The sequence below is a fragment of the Flavobacterium sp. I-STPP5a genome (assembly GCF_009764685.1).
GTDB lineage: Bacteria > Bacteroidota > Bacteroidia > Flavobacteriales > Flavobacteriaceae > Flavobacterium.
This window is the reverse complement of sequence record NZ_VHLM01000041.1, coordinates 1-22,148: the sequence shown is the minus strand read 5'-3', so window position 1 is coordinate 22,148 and position 22,148 is coordinate 1. Positions and strand designations below refer to the sequence as shown.

General features: G+C 31.9%; 21 protein-coding genes, 1 tRNA gene and 1 pseudogene. 13 read left to right on the top strand and 10 right to left on the bottom strand.

Translation table 11 applies throughout. The features are described from left to right. Position 1: 1 nt before the first annotated feature. Positions 2-727, bottom strand: a complete 726-nt coding sequence (locus FJV36_RS07935; protein ID WP_086455186.1) for a bacteriorhodopsin-like — start codon at positions 725-727, stop codon at positions 2-4. 107 nt (positions 728-834) lie between these two features. Here FJV36_RS07935 and FJV36_RS07930 point away from each other — a divergent pair, with 107 nt between their 5' ends. After that, the gene (locus FJV36_RS07930) at positions 835-1,734 is read left to right on the top strand and encodes a Brp/Blh family beta-carotene 15,15'-dioxygenase (RefSeq protein WP_158728557.1); all 900 of its coding nucleotides are present in this window, start codon (positions 835-837) and stop codon (positions 1,732-1,734) included. A 106-nt stretch (positions 1,735-1,840) separates the two neighbouring features. Here FJV36_RS07930 and dnaK read toward each other — a convergent pair whose 3' ends face one another. The 3 genes from dnaK to FJV36_RS07915 all read right to left on the bottom strand — a co-directional run bounded on the left by dnaK (position 1,841) and on the right by FJV36_RS07915 (position 4,641). Beyond that, complete coding sequence (gene dnaK, locus FJV36_RS07925; RefSeq protein WP_086455184.1) at positions 1,841-3,724, bottom strand: molecular chaperone DnaK; 1,884 nt, start codon at positions 3,722-3,724, stop codon at positions 1,841-1,843. 274 nt (positions 3,725-3,998) lie between these two features. Continuing rightward, positions 3,999-4,382 (bottom strand): YchJ family protein, encoded by a 384-nt coding sequence (locus FJV36_RS07920; RefSeq protein WP_158728556.1) that lies wholly within the window; start codon positions 4,380-4,382, stop codon positions 3,999-4,001. 28 nt (positions 4,383-4,410) lie between these two features. Next, entirely contained in the window at positions 4,411-4,641 is a 231-nt protein-coding gene (locus tag FJV36_RS07915; protein ID WP_158728555.1) for a hypothetical protein, read from the bottom strand. A gap of 408 nt (positions 4,642-5,049) precedes the next feature. Here FJV36_RS07915 and FJV36_RS07910 point away from each other — a divergent pair, with 408 nt between their 5' ends. Then, positions 5,050-7,893, top strand: a complete 2,844-nt coding sequence (locus FJV36_RS07910; RefSeq protein WP_158728554.1) for a PAS domain S-box protein — start codon at positions 5,050-5,052, stop codon at positions 7,891-7,893. After that, a complete protein-coding gene (locus FJV36_RS07905; protein WP_158728553.1) occupies positions 7,890-8,285 on the top strand; it encodes a response regulator in 396 nt (131 codons plus the stop codon). The genes FJV36_RS07910 and FJV36_RS07905 overlap by 4 nt, the downstream gene beginning before the upstream one ends. A 14-nt stretch (positions 8,286-8,299) precedes the next feature. Here the strand turns inward: FJV36_RS07905 and FJV36_RS07900 are convergent, their stop codons facing one another. Then, entirely contained in the window at positions 8,300-8,842 is a 543-nt protein-coding gene (locus tag FJV36_RS07900) for a hypothetical protein (RefSeq protein ID WP_158728552.1), read from the bottom strand. A gap of 84 nt (positions 8,843-8,926) precedes the next feature. On the opposite strand from FJV36_RS07900, the gene FJV36_RS07895 reads away from it, so the two are divergent. From FJV36_RS07895 to FJV36_RS07875, 5 genes and pseudogenes are all read left to right on the top strand, one after another. Further along, positions 8,927-9,172, top strand: a complete 246-nt coding sequence (locus FJV36_RS07895; protein WP_158728551.1) for a hypothetical protein — start codon at positions 8,927-8,929, stop codon at positions 9,170-9,172. Positions 9,173-9,334: 162 nt separating this feature from the next. Next, the gene (locus tag FJV36_RS07890; RefSeq protein ID WP_086455484.1) at positions 9,335-9,775 is read left to right on the top strand and encodes a KTSC domain-containing protein; all 441 of its coding nucleotides are present in this window, start codon (positions 9,335-9,337) and stop codon (positions 9,773-9,775) included. Between the two features lie 221 nt (positions 9,776-9,996). Next, positions 9,997-10,761 carry a DUF4369 domain-containing protein gene (locus tag FJV36_RS07885; protein ID WP_158728550.1) on the top strand — a complete coding sequence of 255 codons (765 nt, stop codon included), beginning with the start codon at positions 9,997-9,999 and terminating at the stop codon, positions 10,759-10,761. A gap of 18 nt (positions 10,762-10,779) precedes the next feature. Beyond that, positions 10,780-11,166, top strand: a pseudogene (locus FJV36_RS07880) (TlpA family protein disulfide reductase); the annotation flags it as partial. Between the two features lie 173 nt (positions 11,167-11,339). After that, a tRNA-Tyr gene (locus tag FJV36_RS07875) sits at positions 11,340-11,420 on the top strand. Between the two features lie 1,122 nt (positions 11,421-12,542). On the opposite strand, the gene guaB is transcribed toward FJV36_RS07875, so the two are convergent. The 4 genes from guaB to FJV36_RS07855 all read right to left on the bottom strand — a co-directional run bounded on the left by guaB (position 12,543) and on the right by FJV36_RS07855 (position 17,165). After that, entirely contained in the window at positions 12,543-14,015 is a 1,473-nt protein-coding gene (guaB, locus tag FJV36_RS07870; RefSeq protein ID WP_158728549.1) for an IMP dehydrogenase, read from the bottom strand. A 240-nt stretch (positions 14,016-14,255) separates the two neighbouring features. Next, complete coding sequence (locus FJV36_RS07865; RefSeq protein WP_158728548.1) at positions 14,256-15,647, bottom strand: DUF5723 family protein; 1,392 nt, start codon at positions 15,645-15,647, stop codon at positions 14,256-14,258. Next, positions 15,644-16,195, bottom strand: a complete 552-nt coding sequence (locus tag FJV36_RS07860; RefSeq protein ID WP_158728547.1) for a hypothetical protein — start codon at positions 16,193-16,195, stop codon at positions 15,644-15,646. Before FJV36_RS07860 ends, FJV36_RS07865 begins: the two co-directional genes overlap by 4 nt. Positions 16,196-16,301: 106 nt before the next feature. Next, entirely contained in the window at positions 16,302-17,165 is an 864-nt protein-coding gene (locus FJV36_RS07855) for a hydroxymethylglutaryl-CoA lyase (RefSeq protein ID WP_158728546.1), read from the bottom strand. Between the two features lie 323 nt (positions 17,166-17,488). Between FJV36_RS07855 and FJV36_RS07850 the strand changes: the two genes are divergently transcribed. After that, a complete protein-coding gene (locus FJV36_RS07850) occupies positions 17,489-18,100 on the top strand; it encodes a SatD family protein (protein WP_158728545.1) in 612 nt (203 codons plus the stop codon). Further along, positions 18,097-18,807 carry a DUF3307 domain-containing protein gene (locus tag FJV36_RS07845; RefSeq protein ID WP_158728544.1) on the top strand — a complete coding sequence of 237 codons (711 nt, stop codon included), beginning with the start codon at positions 18,097-18,099 and terminating at the stop codon, positions 18,805-18,807. Before FJV36_RS07850 ends, FJV36_RS07845 begins: the two co-directional genes overlap by 4 nt. Here FJV36_RS07845 and FJV36_RS07840 read toward each other — a convergent pair. Continuing rightward, positions 18,784-19,812 carry a quinone-dependent dihydroorotate dehydrogenase gene (locus FJV36_RS07840; protein ID WP_158728543.1) on the bottom strand — a complete coding sequence of 343 codons (1,029 nt, stop codon included), beginning with the start codon at positions 19,810-19,812 and terminating at the stop codon, positions 18,784-18,786. The two genes, FJV36_RS07845 and FJV36_RS07840, sit on opposite strands and share 24 nt — an antisense overlap. Before the next feature lie 250 nt (positions 19,813-20,062). On the opposite strand from FJV36_RS07840, the gene FJV36_RS07835 reads away from it, so the two are divergent. From FJV36_RS07835 to pepT, 3 genes are all read left to right on the top strand, one after another. After that, positions 20,063-20,374: a hypothetical protein gene (locus tag FJV36_RS07835; protein ID WP_158728542.1), complete on the top strand. Its 312-nt coding sequence runs from the start codon at positions 20,063-20,065 to the stop codon at positions 20,372-20,374. 61 nt (positions 20,375-20,435) lie between these two features. After that, positions 20,436-20,591 carry a hypothetical protein gene (locus tag FJV36_RS07830; protein ID WP_158728541.1) on the top strand — a complete coding sequence of 52 codons (156 nt, stop codon included), beginning with the start codon at positions 20,436-20,438 and terminating at the stop codon, positions 20,589-20,591. 147 nt (positions 20,592-20,738) lie between these two features. Next, entirely contained in the window at positions 20,739-21,977 is a 1,239-nt protein-coding gene (gene pepT / locus FJV36_RS07825) for a peptidase T (RefSeq protein ID WP_158728540.1), read from the top strand. Positions 21,978-22,148: the final 171 nt, after the last annotated feature.

Sequence of the window (22,148 nt, the reverse complement as noted above, 5' to 3'; positions counted from 1 at the left end):
ATTAATCTTTTGAAGATTTCACAGCTAGGTTATAAATAACCAAACCAAAACCAATTTTATTTATTGCATCAGCAATATTGTAAGCTACATCAATGTTACCTTCTGGTATAATTCCGTTGTACCAACCTGTAGTACCCATCATGTATCCTAATGGATAAATAGACCAACCTACAAGTACGAACCAACATAAAATTTTGTGTGCTTTTTGTACTTCAACTCCAGCTGCCGCAGCAAGTTTTGATGCTTCACCAAACCAAATTTCATACACAATAGCAAAATATGCTACTCCTGAAACTGCACCCCAAAAAGCAGCGCTATCTGGTGCAACAACTTCTCCAAAATAACCCGTAACTAACATAATTACAGAGTAGATAATCATTTTCCATAATAAAGATTGTTTTGCTCCAGCTACCTTTAAAATTAAGTAAAACTCTAAACACATTAATGGCACTGTTAATACCCAGTCAACATAACGAAAGAATGTTGGTGATTCACCAAATGAAGCCCAATAATCTCTCATGTAAAAATAATGCACTGCTGCAATGAAAGTAATTAAACCTGAAACTAAAACTGATGTACGCCATTTTTTATCAAACTGGCTCAGTGATAAGAAGAAAAAAGCTGATGCGGCCATCATAGCCATACAGCCTACAAAAAAAGTAAATCCTACATAATCTGTTGGTAGCATTTTTCCAACTAGTCCTGAAATAAACATAAAATTTGTCATAAAAATAGTTTTTAATATTTTGTTTAACCAAATATAATAAAAGTTAAACGTATAAAATAATTTTTTTTAATTTTTTTTTAACTATTTTTAGACAATAATTAAAATTTATGAAAAATTATTCAAATATCGTAATTGTAGCAAGCTTTTTCGGACTATGGATAGATTCGTATCTTACAAGTCAATTTCAAATAATTCTGGGTTTTTTCTTAATATTTACTTTTGGAATTTTGCATGGTGCCAATGATATTCTTTTAATTCAGCATATAAATCCTGCCCAAAAAAAGAATTCTCAAAATAAGACACTTCTATATTATGTTACAGTTGTACTTGTGGGTGTTTTATTATTCTATACTTTACCTCAAGTTGCCTTACTTCTATTTATTTTAGTTAGTGCATACCATTTTGGCGAACAGCAATGGCATAGTGTTAAAACCAAACTCAATAATTTGGTTTGTATTATGTTTCAGTTTTTATACGGTTTAGTTTTACTGTTACTTTTATTCTATTTTCACAGCAACCAGGTTCAAGATATTGTACATAAAATTACACACGTAACGGTTCCTTTAGTTGCATTCACTATAGCTTTACAAATCACGGCTTTACTATTTGGACTTTTTATTTGTTACTTGTTCTGTAAAATTGAATCCTTAAGAGGTAAAATTGCTCTAGAAATCTTCTTTTTAATTCTATTTGCAATACTTTTTAAGGCTTCTAGTTTAATCTGGGGATTTGCTTTATATTTTGTAATATGGCATAGTATTCCATCTATAATTGACCAAGTAATCTTTTTAAATGGTTCATTCAGTATAACACACTTTAAAGCCTACTGCAGAGCTGCTTTTATCTATTGGTTCGTTTCCATCATAGGTATAGCCGTTTTGTTTTTTATTTGTAAAGACGAGCAGTTTTTTAATGCACTTTTTTTCTCATTCTTAGCTGCCATTACTTTTCCGCATGCAGCAGTCATCGCTAATATGTCAAGTGAAGAAAAAACCAACACTCTATAAAACAAAAAAACCGAGTAATTGCTTACTCGGTTTTAATATCAGGATAATTTTAAATCAATTTGAAATGATATCTAAATTGATTTCCATTTATAATATGGTATAAAAATTATTTTACTTCTTCAAATTCTACGTCTTCTACGTTGTCTCCTTGAGTAGCTTCACCTTGTGGTTGCTCTCCTTGTGGTTGTTCACCTTGAGCATACATAGCCTCAGTAGCTGTTTTCCAAGCTGCATTGATGTTATCAAGAGCTGTTTGAATTGCAGGAACATCTTGAGACTGGTGAGCCATTCTCAATTCAGTTAATGCATATTCTACTGCTACTTTATGATCATCAGCTAATTTAGAACCTAATTCTTTCAATTGAGTTTCTGTTTGGAAAATCATAGAATCAGCTTCATTAATTTTCTCCGCTTTCGCTCTTAAAACTTTATCAGATTCAGCGTTAGCTTCAGCATCTTGTTTCATTCTTTCGATTTCTTCAGAAGTTAATCCAGAAGAAGCTTCGATACGAATATCGTGAGATTTACCAGTTCCTTTATCAGTTGCAGATACTTTGATGATACCATTAGCATCAATGTCAAAAGTTACTTCAATTTGTGGAACTCCTCTCGGTGCTGGTGGAATACCGTCTAAGTTGAAACGACCGATAGTTTTGTTATCAGCAGCCATTGCTCTAGCTCCTTGAAGAACGTGTAATTCAACAGTTGGTTGAGAATCAGCAGCAGTTGAGAAAACTTGTGATTTTTTAGTTGGAATAGTTGTGTTAGCTTCAATTAATGTAGTCATAACACCACCCATAGTTTCGATACCTAAAGATAAAGGAGTAACGTCAAGTAACAATACATCTTTTACATCTCCAGAAAGAACTCCACCTTGAATAGCTGCTCCAATTGCAACAACCTCATCAGGGTTAACTCCTTTAGACGCTTTTTTACCAAAGAATTTCTCTACTTCGTCAGCAATTCTTGGCATACGAGTAGAACCTCCTACAAGGATCACTTCGTCAATATCAGAAACAGATAAACCTGCATCTTTTAATGCTCTAGCTACAGGAGCCATAGAACGTTTTACTAAAGAATCAGATAATTGCTCAAATTTAGCTCTAGATAATTTTTTAACTAAGTGTTTTGGTCCAGAAGCAGTAGCTGTTACGTATGGCAAGTTGATTTCAGTCTCAGCAGAAGAAGACAATTCAATTTTAGCTTTTTCAGCAGCTTCTTTAATACGCTGTAATGACATTGGATCTAAACGCAAATCAACACCTTCTTCTGATAAAAATTCATCAGCTAACCAGTCAATGATCGTTTGGTCAAAATCATCTCCACCAAGGTGAGTATCACCATTAGTTGATAATACTTCAAATACTCCGTCTCCTAATTCAAGAACAGAAATATCAAATGTACCTCCACCTAAATCATAAACTGCAATTTTTTGATCAGTACCTTTTTTATCTAATCCGTAAGCTAATGCAGCTGCAGTAGGCTCATTAATGATACGCATAACTTTAAGACCTGCAATTTCACCAGCTTCTTTTGTAGCTTGACGTTGTGCATCATTAAAGTAAGCAGGAACAGTAATAACTGCCTCAGTAACTGTTTGACCTAAATAGTCTTCAGCAGTTTTTTTCATTTTTTGAAGTGTCATAGCTGACAATTCTTGAGCAGTGTATAAACGACCATCAATATCCACACGTGGTGTATTGTTGTCTCCTTTTACTACACTGTAAGGAACTCTTTTTGCTTCAGCCGAAACTTCACCAAAACCTTGTCCCATAAAACGTTTGATAGAAGCAATAGTCTTAGTTGGATTAGTTACTGCTTGTCTCTTAGCAGGATCTCCTACTTTGATCTCTCCACCTTCAACAAAAGCGATGATAGATGGCGTTGTTCTTTTACCTTCTGCATTAGGGATAACAACTGCTTCATTACCTTCCATTACAGAAACACAAGAGTTGGTAGTACCTAAATCAATTCCGATTATTTTACCCATTTTTATTATATTTAATTTTTATTTTATACTTATTTAAAGGCTCGAAAAGCAATAGTCAATCTTTGTGCCAACATTCTGTCAGTATGAAAAATGTCAGTTTAGCTCCTAAATGGCGGAAAAATTGCTGACAACTTGACATTTTACTTTCACTTACCCATTTATACAATAAATTTAGACAATGGACTGAAAAGTCCCCAAAATTATTGACAAATGAACTTTTAGTTTAAAAATTATGAACAAACTTTTGAGTTTAGTCTAAAAATGATACTTCATTTTAATCTAAAAAAACACCATTTTCATAAAACCAATCTCCATTATCATTTACAAATGTTGAAAGTTCGTGATGAATATGAATTTTATTATAAGCATCTTTATGATAGGCCTTAAACTCCACAATAGTAGGTGTAGATTCAATTATTTCTAGTCCAAGCCACGTATTGCTTTTTGCCCACTGCAAAATATCATCAAAAGGATGCAATGCTCTTGCATGAGGCACTGTAGTTGCTACGAGATAAGCAGCATTATGAGTGGCATAAGCGCTGTACCTAGATCGCATCAACTCCTCGGCAGAAATAGCTTTTACACTCTTGTTTAATATTGGTCCACAACATTTTTCAAATGATTGTAAAGTTCCACAATGACATTTATCTGTACTCATAAATTATTATTATTTAACCTCCTAAAATTTAAAGCTCAAGAGAACTATTAATTTTTTGGTGCAATTGATTCAGCAAAACTTGATATTTACTAATCTCTACTAAATCCTCATCTTCATCAGAAAAATCAAGAAGCTCATCAAGGGTTTCACTAACTACTACCAATTTATTTTTGGCGTCAAGCATTTTCTTAGCAGCTATACAATCTATTATTTCTTGTACTCCCTGTTTTAATTCAAAAAATTTATTTGTATTATCCATGTCACTTTATTGTTCTGTTGTTTTATCCTCATTAAATTTCTTAGTGATCAATTTAAGCTTTTCTTTTCGCAATAAAACAGCCTGTTTGGCTTTGTCTTATGCTTTATGCAACTTATCATTATGCTTTTTTATATTCTTCTCGTTGTTTCTGCCCATAATAATTTGCTTAGTGTAAATAACAATACAAAGGTCGGATTTATTTGTTTAACCAAGGAATCTTTCTTTGAAATATGAAACATCTAGATTTCTTTCTCATTATTAATATTTCTAAATATAAAGATTTCACTATTTCTAAAATATTTGGTAAGTTTATAAAGACATATTTTTTAACTAACTTAAAACTATTTCATAATTTTTTGTTATATTTATAAACTTATTAATGATTACTTACATTCCTAATTATTATATATGCTTTTAAAGAGAAAAAACATAAAGCTTTTAAGATGGTTTATCGTAAGGCCAAAAACCAGTGGTGTTTTATCTTTTTTATTTGTAAGTATCATTACCATTTTAATTAGTCTTCAACAATATAAGTTGGTCAAAGAACTTGAGCAACGCGAAATGAATAATATTTTAAATGTTGTTCATCATAATATTGAAGAATCCCTTAAAAATTATTATACCGCAACTTTAACACTTGCTTTGACACTAAATGACGAAGGAATTCCAAAAGACTTTGAATATGTAAGCAAACGCTTGATTGAATCTAACAAGTCGATATACGGAGTTCAAATTGTCCCTAATGGTGTGATAAAATATATTTACCCATTTGCAGAAAATAGACCCGCTTTAAACCTTAATATATTAACAAATCCATATTTAAAAAAAGAAGCTTTCAAATCTATAGCTGATAAAAAAATTTATTTTGCTGGACCATTACAATTAAAGCAAGGCGGCATAGGTATTATAGGTCGCTACCCAATTTATAGAAACAATACGTTCTGGGGATTTTCAGCAGTAGTTATAAAACTCAATACTTTCTTAGTTATTTCTGGGATTAAAAATATAGATAATTCAAAGTATTACTTTCAATTTTCAAAATTTGACTCCAATAAAAAAACAGAAACCTTTTATCTAAATACCCCTACGAGTCTTAAAGACAAATACTATATTTCAGCAAAAATTGCCGATGGTGACTGGAATTTATATTTAATTTCAAAAAACAATTCCCATCTATATTCTGCTATATTGATACCTTGTATATTAGGGTTTATTTTTGCAGCTATCTTAGGCTTACTAGTAACTACATTACTAAAAATACCAAACGAACTACAATCACTAGTTAAACTTCAAGCTAATAAACTATTAGATACTGAAATTAAATTTAAAACTATTTTTGACCAAGCGGCTTTAGGTATTGCGAGTGTTGATCCCATTACAGGCAATTTTCTTGAAATCAACACCAAATTTTGCGAAATGCTGGGGTATACCCAAAAAGAAATGAAACTTAAAAAATTTCAATCCGTAACGCATCCAGATGATTTAGAGAAAGACATGAAAAATGTTGATCATTTAAAAAACGGGCGTATTAGTGAATACACCATGCAAAAGAGATATTTTACAAAAAATGGAGAAATAATCTGGGTAAATCTTACCGTAACACCACTATTAGATACAAACAAAAATCAACAAAATGTAATTGCCATAGTTGAAGACATAACCCTGAAAAAAAATACAGAGAAGTTAATTAAAAAAAGTGAAACAAGGTTTAAAAGTTTATTTGATGACAGCCCACTACCATTAAGAGAAGAAGATTTTTCAGCGGTAAAAAAATACTTAGAACAAAAAAATTTAATATATAAAACACCAGAAACGGTTTTAAATTATTTTGAAGAAAACCCTCAAGATGCAGATGAATGCCATTCCTTAATTAAAGTATTAAGCGCAAACAAAGCATGTTTGAAATTGTATAAAGTAAAAAATATCAAAGAACTAATTCAAAATAAAAACGAACTGTTTAGCCTAAAATCTCGAAACGATTTTGTAAATAATCTAGTAGCAATTACACAAGGTAAAAAACAATTTATCATTGATACTCAAATAAAAACTGTCAAGGGTGAATATCGTGACATTAATCTGAGATGGAATCTCGTTCAAGGGTATAGAAAAACATTTGAACGCGTCATTGTTTCAACCGAAGACATTACTAATAGATTAGCATCTGAACGAATTATCCTTGAAACCAAACAAAGAGTAGAATCATTAATAAATACCATAGATGGAATTGTGTGGGAATGTGATGCAACTACTTTTAATTTTGGTTTTATCAGTAAAAAAGTAATTAATATTTTAGGATATACACCAGACGAATGGATAAGTGACCCCCATTTTTGGAGTAAACATATTTATCATGAAGATAAAGAATGGGTACTGACTTATTGTAAAATAAAAGTGGAAGAAAACTTAGATCACGATTTTGAATACCGCATGATTGCAAAAGACGGAAAAACTGTCTGGCTCAGGGACATCATAAACATTATATATGACAGCGGAAAACCAGCAATGCTAAGGGGAATCATGATCGATATAACCCGAAGTAAGGAATATGAAAATGAACTTAATACCTCATTTGAAATTGTGAGCGAACAAAATAAACGTTTATTAAATTTCTCCTACATAGTATCGCACAATCTAAGATCTCATACGAGTAACATTGCTTCTATAGTTTCTTTTCTTGAAACTACAGATTCTGAAGAAGAAAAAAATGAAATGCTTCAGTTACTAAAAACCGTGTCAAATTCACTCGGAGAAACAATGCTTCACTTAAACGAAGTCATAAATATTAGAACTAATATAGATTTACTCCTTGAATCTTTAAACTTAAACGAGTACATATCTACCGCATTAAATGTACTCTCAGAACAGATTACAAAAAACGATATTTCAATTATCAACCAAGTTCCTCTTGACACTATAGTAAATTACAACCCTGCCTATCTAGAGAGCATCCTTTTCAATATTATTTCAAACTCTATTCGTTACAGACATTCTGATCGAAAAACAATCATAACTATTAGTTATCAAATGGAAAACAATTTAAACTTTTTACTAATTTCAGACAACGGAATAGGCATTGATCTAGCTAAAAATGAAGACAAAATTTTTGGGATGTATAAAACTTTTACTTCAAATTCTGAATCTAAAGGGATTGGATTATTCATTACAAAAAATCAAATAGATGCAATGGGTGGAAGCATCAGTGTTAATAGTGAACCAAACATAGGAACAACATTTAAAATTTTCATTCGATGACAAATAAAATAATATGGATTGTTGACGATGACCCTATTTACCAAATAATTGCTAGTAAAATAATTCATCGATCAGGTATGTTTTCAGTTATAAAAACTTTTAAAAATGGCAGAGAAGCGTTTGATGTTTTAGTAGAAGTAATTTACAAAAAGGAGGCCTTACCAGACATTATCTTATTAGACATCAACATGCCAATAATGGATGGATGGGAATTTGTAGAAGAATTAACCAATATACAACAATTAATCACTAAAGAAATCAGTATTTATATTGTAAGTTCATCAATTGCAATTGAGGATAAAACCAAATCAAAAAATTTTAAAGCAATATTAGGATACATTTCCAAACCGGTTACCGTAGATGATATTATATTAATAGCATCCAAAGAATAAATCGATTATTAAAATCACTTACACTCTTTTTTTATTTCATCAAGAGTTTTCTCACTAAAAATTAATTGTTCTGCAATATACTTACGTAAATCATCAATATCCGATTCAAAATAATTTGCCCATGATGACAATTGCAGTATATTTCTAACTTGTTTGATTCGCTTTCTAGTCTCAAAAGTGGTCCGAAGAACTGCTTTTTTATTAAAATTAGGATTGTTCTTATGCTGGTATTGAACTAACTCTTTATCATAATCTACTTCAAGATAATACAGTAAATCGCTATCATTATCTGGATAAAAACAATCCCAAGCAGCAAATCCTAATTTAAATTTAGAATCTGTTTCTTGTTCAAATGCCTCCAATCTCCATTTACAATTGGCTAACCTACCCCAGTGATTTGACAACCGATACATTCCTTCTTTTGTATAATAATATTTACTTCCTGATTTACTGTCATACTGCAATTTCAAATTTTGTATTGCATCCAATGAAGTTTCTTGGAAAACACAAAAAGTATTTTTGAATGAATTAGGGCTAGGTCTAAAGTTGTTTTGCATACCGCAAAGATAATCAAGAAGAGTATTTACTGAGAATTCAAATTAAAAATGATTAAATTTGCACACTTAAACAAAAAAATAAAGATGACAAAAGCTAACGAAGAAAGAATGTTACAAAAAGGAATCTACACGGGAGTTATTGAAAAAGATGAAAACAACAACTTTTTTTGTGGTGAATATTTGTTAGACTATAAAATGGCAACAAAATTCAATGTAGGCGATATGGTAACCATAAAAACTATAATTGAAAACCCTAGTGACATAAGCCATAATAAATACCCAAAAAAGTCAAAGAATTTTGACAAAGCAAATTATAAGCAACAACAATAAAGGTATTAATTACAGTTTATGATGTCTAACATCAAAACTATTCACAGATTTTTTTTAGACAAAAACGCAAAAAATAAAAAAAAGTGTACCTTTGCAAAAAATTTGTCCATTTAAAACAAAAATGTATCTCTTAGATACAAAAAGACAAGTAGTTACATATTTATGAAAAAAATAGTTGAATACCGCAAATTGCTAAATGTAGATAAAACTGCTGAGCTAAAAGATTTGAAAACCATTTATCGTAATGCGATGAAGGAAGCACACCCAGATAAATTTCAAGGTGATGAAGCTGGACTAAAAGCAGCTGAAGAAAATAGTAAAAAAATCATTGAAGCCTACCATTTTTTGGTGAGTATCAATCCAGAAACTATAAAAGCAAATTTACCTGAGTACACTGAAACAATTTCAACATCAACAATTACAGATTATAAATTTGTTGAAGGTAGATTAATTATCAATTTTTCAAACGGAAGCGTTTATGAATACATAAGTGTACCAAAAGCAACCTACGTAAAAATGGTAAATGCTGATTCTCCTGGAAGATTTGCAAAAAGACACATCTTAAACGCTTTTACTTGGAGAAAAACAACCAATCAAGACTAAACCGTTTCTAGCAAGACATACAAGCACTCCAAATGGAGTGCTTTTTTTATGCCTATCAATCAAAATTTCACACATACAAAAATTTACGTTTACCGTATGCATCACTACAATGTAAATACACAATAAATAGTGATTTATAACAAAAAATTAGGTAGTTATTATATTTGTATTTTATTATTTTTAAATACTTTTGCAGATATAACTATATTAACTAATTTATAATGAAAAAAATAATTTTATTACTTTCTGCTGCTGTTGTATTAATTTCTTGTAGCAAAGTTGGCAAAGATGAATACTTGATTACTGGTACAGCTACAGGTATAGATAATGGTAAGACAATTGTTCTAGAAACTCAAGACGCAACTGGAATGATGCTTGCAAAGGACACTGTTAAAGTAGAAAATGGTAAATTTGTAATGAAAGGTAACATCACTGAACCTGCTATTTATACTTTACAACTTGAAGGTGCACAAGCTAAAATACCGTTTATATTAGAAAATGCTGAAGTAAAAATTGAAATCAACAAAGACAGTATTCAAAAATCTAAAATTTCAGGGACTTATAACAATGACGAATTCATGACTTTTAATGAAGAAATGACTAAAGTTCAAAAGAAACTTATGGATTTTCAAACTAAAAACATGGCTACTATGAATACAGCCCAACAAACAAAAGACACTGTTGTTATCAATAAGTTAATGCAGGAGTTTTCTAAAATTCAAGAAGAAGTAAATACAGTCTCAAAAAACAAATATTTGACCTACGCTGAAACACACCCTAAATCATTTATTTCAGCTTTGATCATACAAGGTATGTTAAATGACCCTTCAACTGATGTTGCAAAATCAGAGAAATTATACAATAACCTTGAAGAGTCATTGAAAAAAACAAAACCAGGAATTGCAATAAAAACTAAAATTGCCGAAAGAAAAGCTCCTGCAGCAGTAGGCGCTACTCCTGCACCAGCAATGCCAAGCAGCAACTGAAGAGCAGATTTTTCAGCACCTAACCCTGAAGGAAAAACAATTTCTTTGAAGGAAAGTTTAGGTAAAGTTACAATAGTAGATTTTTGGGCATCTTGGTGTGGTCCTTGTCGACAAGAAAACCCAAATGTGGTGGCTTTATACAAGGAGCTTCATAGCAAAGGGCTTAATATTATTGGTGTTTCTTTAGATAAAGATGCAAAAGCATGGAAAGATGCAATTGCTAAAGATAAATTAACCTGGAACCAAGTTTCAAACTTAAAATTCTGGGATGAACCTATAGCAGCACAATATAAAGTAGAATCAATACCCGCTACTTTTATACTAGATGCATCTGGCAAAGTAGTCGCACAAAACTTACGAGGAGAAGCGTTACGAGCTAAAGTTTTAGAACTTTTATCAAAATAAACACCCGTTTTAAAAAAAATAAAAAAATCTCCTTAATGGAGATTTTTTTATTTTATTCAATACCAAGCGATTAAAAAAAATAGCGAAATTAAATTCAAAATATGTTTGGAAACTTAAAAACAGTTGCTATATTTGCACCCGGTTAGCACAACGAGTTATACTTGTTAAGTTTTGGGGAGATACTCAAGCGGCCAACGAGGGCAGACTGTAAATCTGCTGTGTAAACTTCGCAGGTTCGAATCCTGCTCTCCCCACTAAAGCGTTGCAATTGCAACGCTTTTTTTATGGATTATAAAATTGAAAAAATTAAACTTAAAACGGAATCAATCCTAAAACATCTGGAAAATTATTTAATTATGATTTCTGTATTTTAAAGATTGATGGAAACACCAAATTCTTATAGCGAACTTATTAAAATATTATTAACCGAAATTATTGTGGATCATTTTGAACAATTAAATATCCATAAAACAACCCTAGAAGCCTTATAAGGAATAAAAGTAAAATATCATTCTAAAGTATCACGACTAGGAAATGAAGTCATAGAAGAAACTAAAAACAGTATTAGAAAATTCACTTCTAAAATATTAACCAATGGCAATACTCTTAAGCAACATCTAACTAGGAGTCGTTATTTTCTGTATAAAAACAAATCTAAATGGCCTAGAAACCAAATAGAACAACCTTCTATATATTTGAATTATATCTCCATATTGAAAAAGAATACAATTTAGCATAAGATTTGAGAGATATCTTAAAAAAACTGATAAAATCATTGGTATTTCACGCTTAGCCAAATGACATGAGGAAATAAATTAATCTGACTGTAAGACTCAATAGTACCTCAAAACCTATAATAAATCATTACCAAACCATATTAAACTATTTCGACAACAACAGCACCAGTGCTTCAGCAAAATGAAATTCAAAATCTCCTTTGAAAAAAGAAAAAATTATAAGTGATTGTACATTGCAAAAATAAAAGCATTTAGATCGCAATTCACAGGTATTAGTACTAGTATCACGCTTTGTTTTTAGACCAACTACTATTTATGCTTAATTTCGCTTCGAAACAGGTTTTAGGACTGATTCATACAAACCATCTGTAGAGTAGATTTATTATAGCCCTATCAAACTGCCGATAATTAATAAAAATAAAAAAAAAGGATAGCTAAAAACTATCCTTTTTTTTTATCGTAAAGTCATCATAATTACTGTTAGTTTACAGCTCCTCAAAAGAACTAGCATCCTCTTCAATTTCATGTTGAGATTTAAGCAATCTATAATGATAATGCACCTATCAATTTTCACCACATTACCATAATTATTGTAATTGAAGAGCTATTTACAAGAAGCGTTTGAAATTTGATCCAAAACTATCTTGAATAATTTGGAGCTTCCTTTGTTATTGTCACATTATGTGGATGACTTTCATTAATACCACTGGCAGTAATACGAACAAAACGTCCTGTTTCTTGTAACGTAGGAATATCTTTTGCGCCACAATATCCCATTCCAGCGCGAAGACCACCAATGAATTGCAACATACTTTCGTTCAACTCTCCTTTGTAAGGTACTCGACCTACAATTCCTTCTGGAACTAATTTTTTTACATCATCTTCAACATCTTGAAAATAACGGTCTTTTGAACCCGTTTCCATCGCTTCAACAGAACCCATTCCTCTGTATGATTTGAATTTTCTACCTTCAAAAATAATGGTTTCACCTGGAGATTCTTTCGTGCCTGCAAGAAGCGAACCTAACATTACACAATCAGCACCAGCGGCTAAAGCTTTAGGGATGTCTCCTGTGTAACGAATTCCACCATCAGCAATTACAGGAACACCAGTGCCTTTTAAAGCAGCAGCTACTTCAAGCACTGCAGAAAACTGAGGAAAACCAACACCTGCAACAATACGAGTTGTACAGATAGAACCGGGACCAATTCCTACTTTCACACCATCCGCACCGTTTTCAACTAAAAATTTAGCAGCTTCAGGAGTTGCAATATTACCCACGATAACATCAATTTGAGGAAATTTAGATTTAACTTCTTTTAAGGTATTCACCACGCCTTGTGTGTGTCCATGAGCGGTATCAATAATAATTGCATCGACACCCGCATTTACCAAAGCTTCGGCTCTTTGTATAGCATCACCGGTAACTCCTATCGCAGCTGCTACACGCAAACGCCCGAAAACATCTTTATTAGCAATAGGCTTTTGCGTTAATTTTGTAATGTCTCTAAACGTAATAAGACCTACCAGTTTATAAGTAGCATCTACTACAGGTAGTTTTTCAATTTTGTGACCTTGTAAAACTACTTCGGCTTGTTCTAAGGAAGTTCCTTCGGATACAGTAACTAAGTTTTCACTTGTCATTACCTCAACAATAGGTCTTGCATTGTTTTTTTCAAAACGCAAATCTCTATTGGTCACAATTCCTTTTAAAATTTTGTTTTCATCAACGATAGGAATACCGCCAATTCCAAATTCTTTCATGACATTTTTTGCATCAGCAACTGTAGAACTTAATGGCAAAGTTACTGGATCAATAATCATACCTGATTCAGCACGTTTTACCTTACGCACTTTAGTAGCTTGCTGCTCTATCGTCATGTTTTTATGCAAAACACCTATCCCTCCTTCTTGCGCCATTGCAATTGCCATAGCACTTTCGGTAACAGTATCCATAGCTGCGGATACAATAGGGACATTAAGCGTTATATTTCTTGAAAATTTTGACTGGATACTTACTTCACGCGGAAGAACGTTAGAATAGTTTGGAACTAATAAAACATCATCGTAAGTTAATCCTTCACCGATAATCTTAGAGTTGTGTGCGATCATTGCAATTGTAGTTGGAGTTTAATTGCGAGCAAATATACATTTTTTTTCGCAGAAAAAGAACATAAAATGATAAATCATCATAGCTAACTACTTCAACAACACATTTTATTAAAAACACACTTAATTTAAGCTCTTCAAAATTAATCGTTTACAAAAATGTATTTTTATTAGATATAAAAAAACGCAAATCTGACACTCTTAATAAACTCTCTTAAAATAATTATTTCTTTTGTTTACGAATTATTTCACAATCACATTAAACCCTAACTGAAAAGAAAGGCTATTCGCTTTTGTTACATCCTTATATTCTAACAAATTATCAGCCATAAGATAGAAATTTATAGGCCCTGCAGTAGTTGACAAACCCAAACCTATATTTTTACTAGAATAGGTATCTAATGTATAGGTGGCCTTTGCCTGTAACCCTTTTAAGATTTTTCTAGAAAAATAAGTTGTAAAAGCAAACATAGGCATTCTAGGAGTAGACATAACAAATAATTGTGCACCTACAGCACTTTTAAAAACTGCTTCATTTCCATTTCCTTTGCAATTACAAGTATCATCACTATCTTCATCAAAGGAATATTGAAAAGAAGAATTCAATTTTATAGGGCGCCACGTAGTGTATTTTGCATATACAGTATCTAATGGTATGGCATCCTGAAAGTCTTCGTAAATATTTTCTGCAGACGTTCCTGAACTAAAACTAGGCACAGTACCAAGATAATTATACTTTCCTTTTAAAGTATAACTTTCTACGTCTTTTGTATGATTTATAAAACCTACATCAAGAATACTTCCTGTTATTTGAATATTACTTTTAGGATAATATGTAAAACCTACATCAAAACCTAAACCTAAATTACCTCCTAAAAGAGCTCCTTTTGTAACATCCTTAACCACATCCGAATCATTATTTTCGTCATTATACTTTGCTATTCCGGATGTGTTTAGCTGCATATTTGAATAAATACTTTGATCATAAATCCCAACATTTGATGGTCCGGTATAAATATAACCTGAGTTTTTTGTAGAATTAGCATTGTAAATACTGGAGTAAATCTTTCCACGAACACCTACAATAAATTTTTCACTAATGCTCTTTTTTACACCAATATGCCAAACCGATAATAACTCAGCTTTCATACTTAAATCTCCCAAGTCAAATATTTTACCTAAGTAATTACTATTACCATCTAATGCAAGAATAGCCAAATCCTTGGGCACATAACTCATCATATCAAACTCTTGATACATTCCGAAAGAAACATACGTGTCAGAATCGTCTCGGTTAGCACCCGAAATTCTAAATCCGCCATTAAAGATTTCCATTTGCTGATTTACAACAAGCTTATCGGTACGATTGGTAGACAAAACTACGTTTCGCAACTTTGTATTAAAATCAACACCATCGTTTGCAAAAAGATCGTAGGTACTAAAACCACTTGAACCTACATTAGCAGAAACACCAGACAATAACGGAACTCCTGCATACCATTTGTACTTAAAATCAGCACCAGGATTTGTCATCAATGATTGTGAGATAGCAGTGAAATTATATAAGATTTGCTTGTTTTGAGACCAACCACAAAATGCAATGAGCAATGTAAAAATGTGAAGTGATTTTTTCATTCTACAAGAAGATAAGCCGTTACACCTGAACGTAATATTAATTTTCCTGAACTTTTTTCGGTCAATGACTGACCGGGCAACATTCGTAATATAAAAGCGATTTTGGTGGTTTTTTTAAGTAAATCAAGTTGCACGTTTTCAAAAACATCCGTTCTATTTACTTTATTTACTGTTCCTGAATATGCTGGCACATTAAAATTAGCTTTATACACTGCAGCATTGTCTTGGTCTAAAAATAAAAATTCTAATTCATAAGCCCTATTTATAGTGTTTTCCATTTCAGTAAAAATAGAGGCTTTCTTTAGATTATCTCTAAAAAATTTATCTGAAAAAACATCTACTGCAGGCACGTCAAAAACTAAGCTTTGCTCTTGACCATTGGTTACAAAATCTGGGGCAGGAACCTCAAAATAAGCTAAATTAGCTATTAAAACAGGCTTAAGTTTTACAGTATTCACTTGATCAAAATCAACATCACTTGCACATGAAGAAAAAACAAATACGATAGCGATGCAACTATAAACGAATGTAATAAGCGATCTTTTCATTTGGAACTAATAATTTGATGGATATAAAAATACATACTTTTTCTTAAAAAAACGAATTAAATTAACTCTGACATCTAGTTTCTTCAAATTATCATACAATTACTCTTTAATGATAGTCTCCAAATAATTTAGAAGCCTCATTGTATGCACTTTCAAAACTCATAGGACTCATGTTTGCATATTCTTTTTTGGCTGTAAAATAAGAGAGTAATTTTTCTGTAGGCATATTTCCAGTAAGATTATCGGTTGCCATAGGGCACCCGCCAAAACCTTGTATAGCGCCATCAAAACGTCTACAACCCGCTAGGTATGCAGCATCAATTTTTTCAAACCATTTATCAGGAGTAGTATGCAAATGAGCTCCAAACTCAATAGTAGGATATTGTGGAATTAAATTTGAAAACAAATACGATATTACATCTGGGGTTGAGCTGCCAACGGTATCCGAAAGTGATAAAATTTTAACACCCATAGTAGCTAATTTTTGAGTCCATTCGCCCACAATATTTACATCCCACGGATCACCGTATGGATTGCCAAAACCCATTGATAAATAAGCTACCACCTCTTTATTTGATTTATCGGCAATTTCTAAGATTTCTTGTAGTGTTACTAGAGATTCGTTTATGGTTTTATGCGTATTTCGCATCTGAAAATTTTCGGAAATAGAAAAAGGAAAACCTAGATATTGGATTGCCTCATGAGTTGCAGCCTGAGCCGCTCCCTGAGTATTGGCAATTATTGCTAGTAATTTACTTTTTGTTTGTGACAAATCAAGTTGTTCTAAAACTTGAGCTGTGTCCCGCATTTGTGGAATTGCTTTTGGAGAAACAAAGCTTCCAAAATCAATACTATCAAACCCCACTCTTAACAAGGACTGAATGTAAGATACCTTTCTGGCTGTGGGAATAAATGGTTTTATGCCTTGCATGGCGTCGCGCGGGCATTCTATAATTTTTATTGGCTCCATATAAAGTCAAAGATACTAAAGTAATTGTCTTTACGAAATCGTTTTTTCTCTTTAACATAAAAAATCAATATCACCTAAAAACGTACTTTTCAATATTATTACAATATATGGTAATATTTAAAACAATTACCTATTTTTGTAATATATAGAAAAATGATTATTGATAACCTGCAACTAAAACAATGATACGTATTACTATTTCTACAGTTGATAATTTTTCAAAATTATTAACACGGATTTTTTTTGAGATAAAACAAACCCAAAACTTTTAGTATCAAAACAAAATAATGAAGGAATTAAACATTTTAGTAGTATATTAGATTATGATTGCAATACTTACAGCTGACATTATAAATTCTAGAAAATCCCCTTCGCAGGAATGGATAAAACCTCTTAAAGCGTTACTAGATACGTATGGAAGCTCTCCAGCGGACTGGGAGATTTATCGTGGCGACGAATTTCAATTAGCTATAAAGAATCCCGAAGAAGCTTTACTCATTTCTATTCAAATTAAAGCTTTACTTAAATCCATGCGGTTTGATGCGCGAATTGCAATAGGTTTAGGAACAACTTCATACCACGGGGCAACCATAAGCCAAAGTAACGGCAGTGCCTTTGAAAGGTCTGGTATTACATTTGATACGTTAAAAAAAAGAAAAATTAATTTAGCAGTAAGCTCAGGCGACACGTCATTTGATACTGAATGCAATTTGCTTTTAAAACTATGTTTGGCATTTATGGACCATTGGTTGCAACACTCAGCAACATTTGTATTTACTGCAAATCAAAATCCTAATTTATCTCAGGCAGATTTAGGGACAAAACTCGGAATAAATCAAGCGGCAGTTTCCCGAAGATTAAAAAGATCTCACTATGATTTACTCCTTCAAGTTGAGCAGCATTACAGAACAAAAATTAAAAACCTAAACCTATGATTGTTTTTGTAAAATTACTGCTCGCGTATTTATTAAGTGATTTTATCATTCAACCCAATCATTGGAAAAGTAATAGGCAGCTACGAAAATTTAAAAGTGTATTCTTGTACATACACCCTTTGATTCACATCTTTCTATCTTGGATTGTAATATTTAAAAGTGATTTTATAGGATTTGCCATAGCCATTGGTTTTTTCCATTTTGGAATTGACATTTTAAAATTAAATACTAAAGGTTTAAAAAATAAAAACATAGGCAAAGCCCTTTATCAACTGCTATATATCATTGTAATCTTTTTAACAACAATCTTGTATTCAAAAACAACTTTACCTACGATTTACTTGAATTCAGAATTTTATATTATCCTAACCGCAATAGTACTCCTCACTAAACCAACATCCATAGGGATTAAAAACATGATTTCCATTTGGTCTCCAGAAAACAAAAGCAACGAAGACTCATTGCAAAATGCTGGAAATTACATCGGGATTTTAGAGCGGTTTTTTGTGCTAGGATTTATAGTCACCAATCATTTTGAAGCCATTGGATTTCTATTGGCTGCAAAATCCATCTTTAGATTTGGTGATTTAAAAGAGGCTAAAGATAGAAAACTCACAGAATATGTTTTAATTGGTACTTTACTAAGTTTTGGAATTGCAATGCTTGTTGGACTTTTGGTACAGTTAGGAATTACTCATTCGTTTTAGCAAGGCTTTATTAATTGCAACAACAAGTGCTGGACCTTCATATATAAAACCAGTGTATAGTTGAATCAAACTGGCTCCTGCATCTAGTTTTTCAAGAGCGTCCTCGGCGGAGTGAATCCCCCCTACTCCTATAATTGGAAAAGCTTTATTACTTTTTTCTGAAAGGAATCGAATCACTTCTGTAGAGCGTTTTGAGAGCGGTTTACCTGAAAGCCCACCCATTTCATGACGATTCTCAGATTGTAAACCTTCGCGAGAAATAGTGGTATTTGTTGCTATTACTCCTGCAATACCAGTTACACTTATAATATCTATAATATCAAGCAATTGATCATCAGTTAAATCTGGAGCAATTTTAAGCAAAATTGGTTTTTGTTTTGGCTGAGCCAAATTCTTGGTTTGCAAGGTCTGTAATAATAATGTTAGCGGCTCTTTATCCTGAAGCGCTCTTAAATTAGGAGTATTAGGCGAACTTACATTGACAACAAAATAATCTACATAATCATACAAAGCATCAAAACATAATTCATAATCTAAAGCAGCATCTTCATTTGATGTAATTTTATTTTTACCAATATTTCCGCCAATTAAAACTTTATCATTACTTTTCAATCGATTAACGGCATCATAAACACCTCCGTTATTAAAACCCATACGATTGATAATCGCACTATCTTCTTTTAAACGGAACAATCTTTTTTTAGGATTTCCTTCTTGTCCCTTGGGAGTTAGTGTTCCAATTTCGATAAATCCAAAACCAAAATTCGAAAGTTCTTTATATAACTTAGCGTCTTTATCAAAGCCTGCAGCAAGTCCCACGGGATTTTTAAATTTCAACCCAAAAACTTCTGTTTCTAATTTTGGATCGTCTACTAGATAAAGTGACCTAAATAATAAAGGAAAACCAGGCACTTTAGATAAAAATCTAATGCAAGAAAAAGTAAAATAATGAACCTCTTCTGGATCAAACCAAAAAAGAATAGGGCGTAAAACTAATTTATACATGATTGTGTAGTTGTGTGCTGCAAAAATAGAACTATCTCAGCGATAAATAAATTTTTAGAAAAAAAATATCACAATGATACTTGAATCAACATTACTACAAAACAAAATGGAGTCTTAAAAACATGAAGCAAAAAGGTTTATCTATTAATTTTTAATCTTTTTTATCTTGTTATTTACTTAAAATGGAATAGTTTTCGCAAATTGAAAACATCCCTAACAAATGGATGCATAACAACTTAAATTAAAATCTATGAAAATTAAAATAACAACAACAGCAATATTGTTTTGCACCATTCAAGTGTTCTTTGCTCAAAATGTAAAAAAAGACACGCAATTACCAACCTCTAAATCCTCTGTAGTAGCTACTAAAAATGACAGCATAAAAAAAGCTACTGAAGCAGCAAATAAAGCTTTAAAAGCAGAAGAAAAAATGCTCAAAAAAAGACTGAAAGATGATAAAAAAGCACTTAACCAAGCAGAAGAAACAGAAAAAGAAAAACACAAAGCAGATAAAGAATACAGAGAATTTTCTTTAAAAAAAAAGCAAAATACTTACCGCTGAAAAGTCGGTTCAAAAAAGCAAAGAAAAGCTCGCTACTACCGAGAAAAAATTGGTAGATAACATGGAAAAATTCGAAAAGAAAAAAGACAAAAGAAAACTAGATCCCACTCAAATAGAAAAAGAGAATATTAAAATTAGCAAGCAACAAATCAAAATCAATAATTTAAAAGAAGATGTTGTAAAAGCTGAAAAAAAATTAAGTAAAGTAAGAGATTAAATTCAAGACCACTTTCGAGTGGTTTTTTTTTCGTAAAAAAATTAAATTCTTTAAGTAATAATAATCTAATAAAAAATCAAAAAATGTTCTTAATGAAAATCAAAATCCATGTGGAAAAAATTATATTTGCATAAAACAAATTAAACCATGCAACATATCATTGACCGCTTCATCAGTTATGTTATAATTGATACAGAATCTGATGCTAACTCACCAACCACGCCAAGCACTCCAAAACAATGGGATTTAGCAAACAAACTGGTCGAAGAGTTAAAAACTATTGGAATGCAAGATGTGACTATTGATGACAAAGCCTACATCATGGCCACGTTACCTAGCAATGTAGATCATGAAGTCTCTACAATAGGTTTTATATCACACTTTGATACTTCACCAGATTTTTGTGGTGCCAATATAAAACCGCAAATAGTTCCCAATTATGATGGTAAGGACATTATACTAAATGCTGAAAAAAACATCGTTTTATCCCCAAATTATTTTAAAGATTTGTTACTATACAAAGGACAAACCTTAATAACAACCGATGGAACCACATTATTAGGAGCCGATGACAAAGCCGGAATTACTGAAATTGTAACGGCAATGGAATTCTTAATAAACAACCCTGACATCAAACACGGGAAAATCAGAGTTGGATTTACACCAGATGAAGAAATAGGTCGTGGTGCTCATCATTTTGACGTTGAAAAATTTGGAGCAGCATGGGCATACACTATGGATGGCAGCCAAGTAGGCGAACTTGAATACGAGAATTTTAATGCTGCTGGAGCCAAAATAACTTTCAAAGGAAAAAGTGTTCACCCAGGATATGCCAAAGGTAAAATGATCAACTCCATGCTAATTGCCAATGATTTCATCAATCAATTACCATCAGACGAAACACCTGAACAAACAAAAGGCTACGAAGGTTTTTTTCATGTTCACCACCTTTCTGGAAATATCGAAGAAACAGTTTTAGAATTGATAATCAGAGACCATAACAAGAAAAAATTTGAGAAAAGAAAAGAACTTATTGAAAAAATAACCGCTAAAATCAATAAAAAATACGCTAAGCAATTTGGGGAGGATATTGTAATTACAGAAATAAAAGATCAGTATTACAATATGAAAGAAAAAGTATTGCCCGTAAAATACATTGTTGATATTGCCGAGCAAGCAATGAGAGAATTGAACATAAAACCATTAATCAAACCTATTCGTGGTGGAACTGATGGATCACAACTATCCTACAAAGGACTTCCATGTCCTAACATTTTTGCTGGAGGTCATAATTTTCATGGGAAATACGAATACGTACCAGTAGAAAGTATGCAAAAAGCTGTTGATGTAATTGTCAAAATAGCTGAATTGACAACAAAACTATAGCAAAACACTTCTGTTTTATTATTAAAAAGTCTCCGTCTCTGATGGAGGGCACTGAAAAAGTCTTTTTTCGAATAAATTGATAAATAAAAGGAGTAGAAAGCTTAGTATTTCTACTCCTTTTTTGGTATATTTAGCTGTAATTATAAGAGCTTTTAGATGTTAGTACAACAG